Source organism: Halobaculum sp. P14 (assembly GCF_051195155.1).
Lineage (GTDB): Archaea > Halobacteriota > Halobacteria > Halobacteriales > Haloferacaceae > JBNTKA01.
Window position 1 is genome coordinate 193,458 of sequence record NZ_JBNTKB010000004.1, and the last position, 12,457, is coordinate 205,914.

At 71.8% G+C, this 12,457-nt stretch carries 11 protein-coding genes; 5 read left to right on the top strand and 6 right to left on the bottom strand.

Features of this window, described 5'->3' with window-relative positions; all coding sequences use genetic code 11:
* Window positions 1-256 precede the first annotated feature (256 nt).
* From ACQUS7_RS09745 to ACQUS7_RS09755, 3 genes are all read right to left on the bottom strand, one after another.
* Window positions 257-739: a hypothetical protein gene (locus ACQUS7_RS09745; RefSeq protein WP_435146666.1), complete on the bottom strand. Its 483-nt coding sequence runs from the start codon at window positions 737-739 to the stop codon at window positions 257-259.
* Between the two features lie 124 nt (window positions 740-863).
* Window positions 864-2,171, bottom strand: a complete 1,308-nt coding sequence (thrC, locus tag ACQUS7_RS09750) for a threonine synthase (RefSeq protein WP_435146669.1) — start codon at window positions 2,169-2,171, stop codon at window positions 864-866.
* Window positions 2,172-2,289: 118 nt separating this feature from the next.
* Window positions 2,290-2,688 (bottom strand): helix-turn-helix domain-containing protein, encoded by a 399-nt coding sequence (locus tag ACQUS7_RS09755; protein ID WP_435126369.1) that lies wholly within the window; start codon window positions 2,686-2,688, stop codon window positions 2,290-2,292.
* A gap of 59 nt (window positions 2,689-2,747) precedes the next feature.
* On the opposite strand from ACQUS7_RS09755, the gene serB reads away from it, so the two are divergent.
* Complete coding sequence (gene serB / locus ACQUS7_RS09760) at window positions 2,748-3,536, top strand: phosphoserine phosphatase SerB (RefSeq protein WP_435146671.1); 789 nt, start codon at window positions 2,748-2,750, stop codon at window positions 3,534-3,536.
* A 33-nt stretch (window positions 3,537-3,569) separates the two neighbouring features.
* Here the strand turns inward: serB and ACQUS7_RS09765 are convergent, their stop codons facing one another.
* Window positions 3,570-4,751: a pyridoxal-phosphate-dependent aminotransferase family protein gene (locus ACQUS7_RS09765; RefSeq protein ID WP_435146673.1), complete on the bottom strand. Its 1,182-nt coding sequence runs from the start codon at window positions 4,749-4,751 to the stop codon at window positions 3,570-3,572.
* Window positions 4,752-4,891: 140 nt separating this feature from the next.
* Between ACQUS7_RS09765 and ligA the strand changes: the two genes are divergently transcribed.
* Complete coding sequence (gene ligA, locus ACQUS7_RS09770; protein ID WP_435146675.1) at window positions 4,892-7,027, top strand: NAD-dependent DNA ligase LigA; 2,136 nt, start codon at window positions 4,892-4,894, stop codon at window positions 7,025-7,027.
* Between the two features lie 30 nt (window positions 7,028-7,057).
* Here ligA and ACQUS7_RS09775 read toward each other — a convergent pair whose 3' ends face one another.
* Together ACQUS7_RS09775 and ACQUS7_RS09780 are read right to left on the bottom strand one after the other, a co-directional pair.
* Window positions 7,058-7,906, bottom strand: coding sequence for an ABC transporter permease subunit (locus ACQUS7_RS09775; RefSeq protein ID WP_435146677.1), 849 nt, complete (start codon window positions 7,904-7,906; stop codon window positions 7,058-7,060).
* Window positions 7,903-8,832, bottom strand: a complete 930-nt coding sequence (locus ACQUS7_RS09780) for an ATP-binding cassette domain-containing protein (protein WP_435146680.1) — start codon at window positions 8,830-8,832, stop codon at window positions 7,903-7,905. Before ACQUS7_RS09780 ends, ACQUS7_RS09775 begins: the two co-directional genes overlap by 4 nt.
* Before the next feature lie 111 nt (window positions 8,833-8,943).
* Here ACQUS7_RS09780 and ACQUS7_RS09785 point away from each other — a divergent pair, with 111 nt between their 5' ends.
* From ACQUS7_RS09785 to ACQUS7_RS09795, 3 genes are all read left to right on the top strand, one after another.
* Entirely contained in the window at window positions 8,944-10,278 is a 1,335-nt protein-coding gene (locus ACQUS7_RS09785; RefSeq protein WP_435146682.1) for an O-acetylhomoserine aminocarboxypropyltransferase/cysteine synthase family protein, read from the top strand.
* A complete protein-coding gene (gene metX / locus ACQUS7_RS09790) occupies window positions 10,279-11,568 on the top strand; it encodes a homoserine O-acetyltransferase MetX (RefSeq protein WP_435146684.1) in 1,290 nt (429 codons plus the stop codon).
* Between the two features lie 257 nt (window positions 11,569-11,825).
* Window positions 11,826-12,245: a PPC domain-containing DNA-binding protein gene (locus tag ACQUS7_RS09795; protein WP_435126345.1), complete on the top strand. Its 420-nt coding sequence runs from the start codon at window positions 11,826-11,828 to the stop codon at window positions 12,243-12,245.
* The last annotated feature ends 212 nt before the right edge of the window (window positions 12,246-12,457 follow it).

Below are 12,457 nucleotides of genomic sequence, written 5' to 3' on the forward strand. Positions count from 1 at the left end.
TTTAAAAGAAACGTCGGTGCCGATGGCGGCGGGCGCTGCGGCGCCGTCAGCGCGCGCGCGACCGGCTCAGCAGCAGCAGGGGTCGCAGGTGCAGTCGTCGCACTCGCAGGGCGGTTCGGCGGTCGTACACGCACAGTCGGCACAGCAGGGAGCGGTGTCTGGCATCGGTGTGAACACCCGGCTGGAGGTACCGGCGGCACGACCCTCGCTGTCCGCATTCCGTGCGGCCCACCGCGCGACCGGCGGCTGCCGGCTGCTACCGCCTGCCGACCAGCAGAAGCCGATGGGTGACGCTGCCGACCCACGCCGCGAAGCGCCGCAGAGCGGACCGGTCTCCGGTGTGAGCGTCCCGGTCGGCGCCGGAGTCAGTTCCCCTGTCGTCGCCGGAGACGGTCGCCGCGCCGTCGCCGGCGTTCCGCGGGGCAGCGTCGGCGGCCGAGTCGACGGCCGAGTCGGCGGCCGAGTCGACGGCCGAGTCGGCGGCCGAATCCCCGGCGGCGGCCGGCGGCGTCGGCGTGACGACGGCGGCGTCCTCGTCGTCCGCCTGCAGCACCGACTCGTAGCGGGTGATGACGCGGCGTCTGCGGCGGCGCTCCGCCTCGACCGCCTCCCGAAGCCGTTCGTTCTCGCGGCGGAGCCGCGCCAGTTCGGCCGGCGTCGGCGGCGCGGCGGCCGCCGACGCCTCGGCCCCGCCGCCCTCGCGGGACTCCCGCGGACCGTCGTCGCTCGCGCGTGCCATGCTATCACGTAGTCAGCGAGCGCACAAAAGCACCCGTCGGACGGGCATCAGCGTCCGTCCGACGGGCGTCGAACGGCCGGGAGACGGGCGGCAGACGCGGTGCCGGGTGTCGCTGCCGGGCCGGCTATTCGAGCAGGTCGAGGACGGCTTCGGTCGAGTTCGCGACCGGCTCCGGGTCGTCGCCGGCGGCGAAGGCGGCGTCCGGGTCCTTCAGCAGGTGCCCGGTGGTGAGACAGACGACGTCCTCGTCGGCGGCGATTTCGCCGGCGTCGCGGAGTTTTCGGAGGCCGGCGACGGAGGCGGCCGACGCCGGTTCGACGCCGACCCCCTCGCCGGCGAGGGCGCGCTGGGCGTCCGTGATTTCGTCGTCCGAGACGGCGACGGCGGTGCCGCCGGTCTCGCGGATGCCGGGGAGCGCCTTCGGCGCGTTCACCGGGTTGCCGATGCGGATGGCGGTCGCTCGCGTCTCGACGTCGAGCCAGCGGCGCACCTCGTCGGCGCCGTCCTCGATGGCCTCGACCATCGGCGCGGCGCCTTCGGCCTGGACGCCGGTGAGCGCCGGGACCTGGTCGGGCGTGAGTTCGCCGGCGGCGACGAGTTCGCGGAACGCCTTGAACAGCGCCGCCGTGTTGCCGGCGTTGCCGACGGGGAGGACGACGCGGTCCGGGTAGGTGCCGTAGTCGGCGTGGAACCGTTCGAGAATCTCGAAGCCGATGGTCTTCTGCCCCTCCAGCCGGAACGGGTTCAGGGAGTTGAGGAGGTACGCCTCGCCGTCGGTCGCGAGCTCCTGGACGATGTCGAGGCAGTCGTCGAAGTTGCCGTCGACCTCCAGGATTCGGGCGCCGTGGAGGCTCGCCTGCGCGACCTTCCCGGCGGCGACTTTCCCGGCGGGGAGCAGCACGAGCGTCTCCATGCCGGCGCGGGCGCCGTACGCCGCGAGCGCCGCCGACGTGTTGCCGGTGGAGGCGCACGCGAGCCGGCCGACGCCGAGTTCGCGGGCGACGCGGACGCCGACGGTCATGCCGCGGTCCTTGAACGACCCGGTCGGGTTCATCCCTTCGTGTTTCACGCGCAGGCGGTTCACGCCGACCTCCTCGCGGAGCCGCGGCACCTCGTGCAGCGGCGTGTGTCCCTCCGGCAGCGAGTACCAGGCGCCGCCGGATTCGGCGCCGCCGTCCGCGTCGGCGCCAATCTCGTCTTCCGCGAACGGCAGCGCGGCGGCGTACCGCCAGACGCCTTCGCCGGAGAAGTCGTCGAACGTCGGGTGGTCGGCGTACCGGGCTTCGAGCAGGCCGTCGCAGTCGTCGCAGGTGTAGCGGACGGCGTCGAACGGCGCGAACTGCTCGCCGCAGGCGATACACTCCAGCCAGACGCCGTCGTCGGCTTCCGGCGGCGCGGACTGGGCTGGCGCGTCGAGGACGAGGTCGGTCATGGTCGGGCAGTCGGCCTCGCCGGTGAAAAAGCGGCGGATTGGGGCGGGTGATGCCGAACGGCAACCGTCGCCGGGAGGAATCGAGGTTCCGCGTCGTTGCGTCGGCGGTCCGCGGGCGCTACGCGTCCGATTCCGTCGGGAGCGCGTCGTCGCCGCCGAACTCCTCGATGCGGTCGTGGACGTTCTCGACCCACTCGTCGAGCGCCTCGTGCAGCAGCTCTTTCGCCTCCGGGAGCGGCGTCGCCGTGTACTGGTAGACGTAGCCGCCGGGGTCGAGCAGCCGCCGTTCGCGTTCGGCCAGCCCCTTCTCCAGCAGCGTCGTCAGCGACCGGTTCACGTTCGAGCGGTCGCGGTCGAGCACGCCGGCGAGCTCTTCGACGGTGCTGCCCGGGTGGTCGAGCAGCCGGAGGTACGTCCGGCTCTCGTGTTCTTGAATCCCGAACACGCACGCCATCACGTGCCCGAAGCTCGGGTCCTCAGTGTCGATGAGGTCCTCCATGTCCGGCGTGTCGGCCATGGCTACGACTAGGCGTGAATCCGGTTAAATCCCGCCGATGCACCGAGACGTGCCGTCAGGTGGCGGTCGGCCGCCAGAGGCGACTCGGCTCCGCAGCCGCGTGGGTCGGCCCGGCGAGGCGGCACGGGCCGCGAAGTTCGCCGCGGACCGCGTGGTTTCAAGCCTCCGAGCGCCAATCGGCGTCCATGACGAAACTGGTCGCGTTCGACTTCGACGGGACGCTCTCCGACTCGGAGATGACGGTGCTGCTCGGCGACCGGAAGGGCGTCGCCGACCAGATGCAAGACATCACGGAGCGGGCGATGAACGACGAACTCAGTTACGCCGAGAGCCTCCGGTCGCGCGCCGACCTGCTCGACGGCCTCCCGGACGAGGACGCCGAAGCCGCCTACGGCGAGGTCCGGCTTCGGCCCGGCGCGGCCGACGTGATTCGGCGGCTCCGCGACGACGGCCACTACGTCGCCATCCTCACCGGCGGCTTCGAGCGCGGCGTGCAGCGCGCGCTGGAGCGGGAGGGCGTCGCGGTCGACGAAATCGTCTCGAATCGGCTCCCGGTGTCGGGCGGCCGGCTCACCGGCGAGGTCGACGGGCCGCTCATCGAGGGCACGAAAGACGAGCAGCTCGAGCGGCTCGCCGACGAGCAGGGCGTCCCGCTGAGCCGAACCGTCGCCGTCGGCGACGGCGCGAACGACCTGCCGATGCTGGAGGTCGCGGGGCTCGCCGTCGGCTACGAGCCGAAGCCGGCCGTCGAGCCGGCCTGCGACGTCGTCGTCGACTCGATGGCCGCGCTCGCGACGCTGTTCGAGGAGGACGGCCTGCTCACCGCCGAAACGGAGCCGGAAACGTAGACGGTCCGCGAGTCGCCGGTGCGTGGTCGCCGGTCAGTCCAGCCGCGCGTCCGCCGCGTCGACGCCGGCCGCGACGTCGACGTCGACGCCGGCGTCGGTCATCGCTTCGCCGACGGTGCGGACGCCGCGGAGTATCTGCGCGTCGGTGAGCGACCCCATGTTGGAGACGCGGAAGATGTCGCCGCCGAGGTGCGCCTGCCCGCCGGAGATGGAGACGTTGCGGGCGGCGACCGCGTCGAAGAAGTCGTCGGCGTCGCCGCGAATCGAGTCCGGGAGCGTGATGGCCGTCACCGTGTTCGACAGTTCGGTGTCGCCGGTCGGCTCCGGGAACCGCTCCAGCCCCATCGCGTCGAAGCCGTCGCGGAACGCCGCGGCCTGCCGGCGGTGCCGGGCGATGCGGTCGGGCATCGTCTCGGCCTCGATGGCCTCGACGGCCTCCGCCATCCCGCGGAACAGCGGCACCGCCGAGGTGAACGGCGTCTGGTGACTGTCGGCCTTCCGGAGGTGCCAGTCGAGGTCCTCGTAGAAGGGCGCGTCCTCGCCGTCGAAGTGGGCTGCGGCGCCGTCGGCGACGTACAGCGCGGAGATGCCGGGCGGCGCTTCGAGCGCCTTCTGGGCGTCCGTGACGGCGACGTCGACGTTCCAGTCGTCGACGCGGAACTCGTCGCCGCCGACGCTGGTCACGCCGTCGACGACGAACCGGGCGTCGTGGTCCGCGGCGAGTTCGCCGACCTGCTCGACCGGGTTCAGCAGGCCCGTCGAGGTCTCGTTGTGGACCATCGCGACGAGCGCGGTGTCGTCGCTGACGGCGTCGGCGACGGCGTCGACCGGGATGGATTCGCCCCAGTCGACGTCGACGCGGACGACGTCGTCGGTGTGGCGCTCGGCGATGCGGGCGAACCGGCGGCCGAACTTCCCGTTGTACGGGACGACGACCTCGTCGCCGTCGGAGACGAGGTTCGCGACGGCCGCCTCCATCCCCATCGTCGCGGTGCCGTTCAACAGCAGCGACGTGCCGCCCGCGGCGGTCCGGCCGCCGTCCGGGTCGGAGTGTTCGAACACGTAGTCGACGCCGGACTGCGCGCGCTCGTACACCGCCTCGAAGTCGGCCGACCGGTGGGACACCATCGGCTCGCTCATCGCGTCGAGGACGTGGTCTCGGACCGGTACGGGGCCGGGGTTGAGGAGCAGGAACTCCTCGTCGTCGTCGTCCATACCGGGACGTGCCACGCGGACGGGATAAGCCCCGCGGGCTACGCAAGCATCGCCGTCCTCCCCGGACGCCGCACTCCCGCAGCCACCGCCGAGTCGAGCCGCCCCACCGCTTTAGGCGGAACCACTCCAACGGCCACGTGATGAGCCAGTCCGCCGAGGTCGACGCGGAGGACCTCCGTCACGCCGACCCCGACAATCCGTACCTGCTCGACCCGGACACGGAGTTCGCGCCGGTCGACGAGCTCAGCGAGGAGGCGGCCGAGCGGCAGGTCGAACTGCTCAGGCCCGCGATCCGCGAACACGACTACCGGTACTACGCGGAGAACGACCCGCTGATTTCCGACCGGGCGTACGACGAGCTGTTCGCGCGGCTGGCGGAGCTGGAGGAGGCGTTCGACCTCGCGACCGCTGACTCGCCGACGCGGCGGGTGGGCGGCGGAACGCTCGACGAACTGGCGACCGTCGAGCACGTCGCGCCGATGCTCAGCATCGACCAGTCGACCGACGCCGAGGACGTCCGGGACTTCGACCGGCGCGTCCGGGACGCAGTCGGCGACGTCGACTACGTCTGCGAGCCGAAGTTCGACGGGCTGTCCGTCGAGGTCGTCTACGAGGACGGCCGGTACGCCAGGGCGGCGACCCGCGGCGACGGCGAGGAGGGCGACGACGTCACCGAGCAGGTGCGCACCATCCGGTCGATTCCGGAGCGGCTCGGCGGCGACACCCCCGCGTTCCTCGCGGTCCGCGGCGAGGTGTACATGCCGCGCGACGCGTTCCAGGAGTACAACCGCGAGCGCGTCGAGCGCGGCGAGGAGCCGTTCGCGAATCCGCGGAACGCCGCCGCGGGCACGCTCCGGCAGCTGGACCTCGACGCCGTCGCGGAGCGGCCGCTCGACTGCTTCTTCTACGACGTGCTCGGCTGGGACGCCGGCGACGGCGGCCCGGACCGCCCGGCGACGAACTGGGAGGAGCTGCGGCGCGTCGACGCGCTCGGCCTCCACACGAACGACCGGCCGGAACTCGTCGACGACGTCGACGCCGCCATCGACTACCGCGACGACCTGCTGGCGGTCCGCGAGGACCTGAACTACGAAATCGACGGCACCGTCATCAAGGTGAACGACGAGGCGAAGTGCGACGAACTCGGCACGACGGCGCGGAGCTACCGGTGGGCGTACGCCTACAAGTTCCCGGCGCGCTCGGAAGAGACGACCGTCGAGGACGTCGTCGTGCAGGTCGGCCGGACCGGCCGGCTCACTCCGGTCGCGCTGCTCGACCCCGTCGACGTCGGCGGCGTCACGGTGTCGCGGGCGACGCTGCACAACCCCGACGAAATCGAGGAACTCGGCGTCAACGTCGGCGACAAGGTCCGGGTGAAACGCGCCGGCGACGTCATCCCGCAGGTCGCCGAGGTCGTCGAGTCGAACACCGAAGAGCCGTTCGAGTTCCCCGACGAGTGCCCGGTGTGCGGCAGCGACGTGGAGCGCGACGGCCCGCTCGCGTTCTGCACCGGCGGACTGGTGTGCGCCGCACAGCTCGAACGCGCCATCGAACACTACGCCAGCCGCGACGCGCTCGACATCGAGGGGCTCGGCGAGGAGACCGTCGAGCAGCTCCACGACGCCGGGCTGCTCGAAGCCGTCTCCGACCTGTACGACCTCCCCGACCGCCGGGACGAACTCGCGGCGCTGGACGGGTGGGGCGAGACGAGCGCCGACAACCTGGTCGGCGAAATCGAGGCGTCGACCGAGCCGGCGCTCCCGGACTTCCTGGTCGCGCTCGGCATCCCGGAGGTCGGTCCGGCGACCGCCCGAGCGCTCGCCCGCGAGTTCGGCAGTTTCGACGCCGTCCGGTCCGCCTCGGAGGCGGCGCTCCGCGACGTCCCCGACGTCGGGCCGACGGTCGCCGAGAAGATCCGCGACTTCTTCGCGAACGAGGAGAACCAGGCCGAAATCGACGCGCTGCTCGAACACGTCACGCCGCAGGAAGCCCGCGTGGAAGCCGGCGGCCCGCTCGACGGCCTGACGTTCGTGTTCACCGGGTCGCTCTCCGTGCCGCGCCGCGCCGCCGAAGAGACCGTCGAGGCGAACGGCGGCGACGCCACCAGTTCCGTCTCCGGAAACACCGACTACCTCGTCGTCGGCGACGACCCCGGCACCACGAAGCGGGAGGACGCCGACGAGCACGGCGTCCCCGAACTCGACGAGTCGGGCTTCGCCGACCTGCTCGCCGACAACGGCATCGAGTGGCCGCCCGAAGAGGAAGTCGAGGGCTGAGCCGGGCTGCTCGCGGAAGCGAGCGACGGTTTACAGGTCGGCCTGTTCGAACCGCCAGAGACCCAGAAGCGGCGGGACGAGCAGCCAGGCGAGCAGCATCGCGAACGCCGCGATTTCGGTGTTCATCGCGAAGCCGCCGGCACCCTGACCGGCGGCGCCGCCGGCGAGCAGCGCGCCGCCGACGAACTCGCCGGAGACGATTTTGAACGACCCGGTCGGATTCACGAGCTTCAGGAACCGCAGCAGCGACGACCCGGAGACGGGGAGCCACGACGGCGTCCCGCCGATTCCGAGGTAGAGCCGGAGCGGGAACTGAATCGCGCCCCACAGCGGCACGAACAGGAAGTAGAGGCCGACGGCGCCGCCGATGGCGAGCCGGTTCGACGCCAGCGCCGCCGAGAAGCCGACGGCGATGGAGACGAACGTCGCGGCGAGCAGCACCGTCAGCAGCACGTAGCCGACGAAGACGCCGGGCTGGAGCTGCAGCGGTCCGACGGCCGCGACGAGCCCGGGGAGCAGGAAGCCGACGACGATGGGGACCGCGATGGCGCCGGCGCGGCCGACCACCTTCCCGAAGACGACGTCCGCCCGGCTGTGCGGCAGCGACAGCAGCAGTTTCAGCGACCCGGTCGCGCGCTCGCCGACCACGGCGTTGTACGAGACGACCAGCGCGATGAGCGGGATGAGCGTCGTCACCAGCGCGTCCTTGATGAAGATGGAGCCGAGCAGGTCGCCGGTCGTCAGCGTCTGCCCCTGCCCCGGCCGCACCAGGAAGACCACGAGCGTCACCAGCAGCACGAACACCGCCGACAGCGCCAGCAGCCACCGCGACCGCACCGCGTCCTCGAAGTCCTTGCGCGCGACCGCTTCGAGGCTCATGCCGTCACCTCCGTCTCCGTGTCCTCCGCGCTCGTGTAGTGCAAGAACAGGTCTTCGAGGCTCGCCTCCTCCGTCGAGAAGTCCTTGACTGCGACGCCGGCGTCTTCGAGCGCCGAGATGACCGCGGTCTTCGCGTCGCTGTCGCAGGTCACCGTCACGGTGCCGCCGTCCGTGTCGGCGGTGGAGACGCCGTCGAGCGCCCGCACCGCTTCGAGGTCCTCCTCGGAGGCCGCGTCGACGGTGATGACGAGCTGCTCCTCGCCGCCGACCGCTTCGCGCAGCCCGGAGATGCTGTCCTCCGCGACCAGTTCGCCGTCGCGCATGATGCCGACGCGGTCGCACACCGCCTCGACCTGCCCGAGGACGTGGCTGGAGAAGAACACGGTCGCGCCGCGGTCCGCCTCAGCCCGCACGATTTCGCGCATCTCCTTCGCGCCCGCCGGGTCGAGCCCGGACGACGGCTCGTCGAGGACGAGCAGGTCCGGGTCGCCGACGAGCGCCATGCCGAGGACGAGCCGCTGCTGCATCCCCTTCGAGTAGTCGCCCGCCTTCCGGTCGGCGGCGTCGGCGATGCCGACCCGGTCGAGGATCGCGTCCGGGTCGCCGTCGAGTTCCTTCGACCGCATCGCGAACTCGACGTGTTTCCGGCCGGTGAGCCGGTCGTAGACGTCGTATCCCTCGGGAAGCACGCCGGTGCGTTCGCGGACGGCGACGGACTCCGCTTGCGCGTCGCGCGAGAGCACCTCGACGCTGCCGCTGGAGGGCCGCACGAAGTCCAACAGCATGTTGATGGTCGTCGACTTCCCGGCGCCGTTCGGCCCGAGGAAGCCGTACACTTCGCCTTCCTCGACAGTGACGTCGAGGTCGCGGACGGCGGTCACGTCGCCGTACCGCTTCGTGACGCCGTCCAACTCGATGGCGGCCATGTCCGCCGGTTCCCGCGGTCTCCGCTAAAGCGTTTGGGAGTCCGGGCATCGTCCGGCAGCGCTTGCCGTAACTGACGTGCATAAGAGCGAAGAGGAATATGTTTCGTACACATGACCGAGGACGCTGGCGGGGCAGACAGCCCCGGCGACGACGGCCGACGGGCCGCCGAGGACGGCTGGGGCGCCCGCACGACGGCGCTACACGCCGGGTGGCAGGGCGACCCCGCGACCGGCGCGCGCGCGCCGCCCATCTATCAGACCACGTCGTACCGGTTCGAAGACGCCGACGTCGCCGCCGACCTGTACGCGCTCGAACGCGACGGCGACGTCTACACTCGCATCTCGAACCCGACGACCCGCGTCCTCGAACACCGACTCGCCGCGCTCGAAGGCGGCGCCGACGCCATCGCCACCGCATCCGGGATGGCCGCCATCGACGCCGCGACCTCCGTGCTCGCGCGCGCCGGCGACAACATCGTCGCGTCCGCCGACATGTACGGCGGCACCAGCGCCTACTTCAGCCACATGGCGTCCCGCCGCGGCGTCGACCTCACCACCGTCGAGACGACCGACTACGACGCCTACGCCGACGCCATCGACGACGACACCGCCTTCGTCCACGTCGAAACCGTCGCGAACCCGTCGCTCGTCACGCCCGACTTCGAACGGGTCGCCGACATCGCCCACGACCACGCCGTCCCGCTCGTCGTCGACAACACGTTCGGCACGCCGGCGCTCTGCAACCCAATCGACCACGGCGCCGACGTCGTCTGGAACTCCACCACGAAGTGGATACACGGCGGCGGCACCACCGTCGGCGGCATCCTCGTCGACGGCGGCACCTTCCCGTGGGACCACCCGGACGCCGACTACGACGAACTCAGCGGCGAAAACGAGGCGTTCGGCGTCGACTTCACCGAGCGGTTCGGCGAGCGCGCCTTCGCGGAGGTCGTCCGGCACCGCAGCGTCCGCGCACTCGGCAACTGCCAGTCCCCGTTCGACGCCTGGCAGACCATCCAGGGGCTCGCGACGCTCCCGCTCCGCATGGACCGCCACTGCGAGAACGCCCGCGTCGTCGCCGAACACCTCCGCGACCACCCCGACGTCGCGTGGGTCACCTACCCCGGCTTCGAGGACCACCCGACCCACGACAACGCCGCGACGTACCTCGACGACTACGGCGGCATGGTCGTGTTCGGCCTCGAAGGCGGGTTCGACGCCGGGAAGCGGCTCTGCGAGGAAGTGGAGCTGGCGTCGTTCCTCGCGAACATCGGCGACGCCCGCACCCTCATCATCCACCCCGCGAGCACCACCCACGCACAGCTCAGCGAGACGGAGCAGCGCGCCGCCGGCGTCACCCCGGACCTGCTGCGGTGCTCCGTCGGCATCGAAGACCCCGAAGACGTCATCACCGACCTCGACCGCGCCATCGCGGAGGTGGCCTGAATGCCGTCCACAGAGACGCTCGGCGAGTTCCAGTTCGAGTGCGGCGAGTCCATCCCGGAGCTCGAACTCACCTACGAGACCTACGGCGAGTTCGACGGCTCGAACGCCGTGCTGGTCTGCCACGCGCTCACCGGCAGCCACCACGTCGCCGAGCCGCCGCGCAGCGACAGTTGGCGACGGGACGACGCCGGCGACGCCGACGCTGCGGACGGCGGGAACGGCGACGGCGACGCGGACGGCGCCGGCGGCACCGCCGGGCAGGCGCGCGCCTGGTGGAACGACGTCGTCGGCCCCGGGAAGGCAATCGACACCACGGAGTACTACGTCGTCTGCGTGAACGTCCCCGGCTCCTGCTACGGCTCGTCCGGCCCCGCGAGCGAAGCGCCGGACGGCGAGCCGTGGGGGACGGAGTTCCCGCCGGTCACGGTCGCGGACTGGACGCGGGCGCAGCGCGCGCTGCTCGACGAACTCGGCGTCGGGCGGCTGCACGCGGTCGTCGGCGGCAGCGTCGGCGGGATGAACGCGCTCGACTGGGCGAAACGCTACCCCGACGACGTCCGGCGCGTCGCCGCCGTCGCGACCGCGGCGCGGCTCGACCCGCAGTGTCTCGGCATCAACGCCGTGGCGCGCCGCGCCATCGCCACCGACCCGCACTGGAACGGCGGCGACTACTACGGCGACGGCCCCGACCCGGACCAGGGGCTCGCGCTCGCCCGGCAGCTCGGCCACGTCATGTACCTCTCGAAGGCGTCGATGGAGCGGAAGTTCGGGCGGCGCGCCGCCGGCCGCGACGCCGGGAGCGACCGCTTCCCGGAGGACCCGGCGGCGTCGTTCTTCCCGTACCGCGAAGTCGAGTCGTACCTCGACTACAACGCCGACCGGTTCGTCGAGCGGTTCGACGCGAACAGCTACCGCTACCTGACCCGGGCGATGGACGACTACGACCTCGCCGCCGGCTACGGCTCCGACGCCGACGCGCTCGCCGCCTTCGAGGGCGAGGCGCTCGTCGTCTCGTTCACCGGCGACTGGCACTTCACGGTCGAGGCGTCGCGGTCGCTCGCCGCCGCCTTCGACGACGTCGACGTCCCGGTCGCCCACCACGTCGTCGACTCGGACCACGGCCACGACGCCTTCCTCGTCGAGCCGGAGTCGGTCGGGCCGCCGCTCCGCGACTTCTTCGCCGACGGCGTCGACGGCCGCGCGGTCCGCGACGAGGACCGCGGCGACGACGACCGCGAGGAGCAGCGCAGCGAGCGCGCCCCGGTGCACGCCAGCCTGTTCTCCGGGTGACACCGACGATCCGGGCTTCAGGCCACGGCGGCGCGGCGCTGCAGCGGCGCGGCTGAACGGATGGCTGGCAGGCGACACGGCGCGCTGCTGTCCGCGCGGCGGCGTGTCGCGCACCCGCTGGGCGCCGCGCGGCGACTGTCAGGTCACGGCGGCGACTGGCCGCGGCTTCTGGTTTGAACGTTCGGCTCGGCGTTCCGCTCGGCGCCCCGCGGGAGACGGGAGCAAGGTTTTACTCCGGAACGGCCGACGGTTCCCGCATGAACTACCGCGAAGTGGAGGTGTCGGGCGAGTATCTCGCGAGCCTCGACAACGGCGCGGACTGGCGCGAAGAGATCGAGGCGCTCGCGGACCGCGTCGAGGCGGACGCCGCGTGGTTCAACGCCATGGGCGCCGTACAGGACGCCGAGGTGTGGTTCTACGACCAGGAGGACACCGAGTACCGCTCGGTCGAGTTCGACGAACCGCTGGAGGTCGCCGCCTGCGTCGGCAACGTCGCACGTCTCGACGGCGACCGGTTCGCGCACACCCACGCCGTGCTGTCCCGGCGGAGCGGCCAGGCGCTCGCCGGCCACCTGAACGCCGGCACCGTCTTCGCCGGCGAAGTGTACCTCCGCGCGTTCGAGACGCCGCTCGACCGCGAACACGACGACGTCACCGACCTCGACCTCTGGCTGTAACGGCCGAAAACCGTGGCAGACCGGGGTCTATCGGCGGGTCGACGCCAGGGACGGACAGCCGCGCGGCCGGTGCGGGACGAACTGTTTTTACCTTGGCCTGCGCTGGAGAGTGACGTGTATCGACGACCCCGAACTTCGAACAGAGCCGCGGCCGCCGCGTCGACGACGCGGCCCGCGACGCAGGGGACGTCACCCGTAGAACGGAGGGAGCG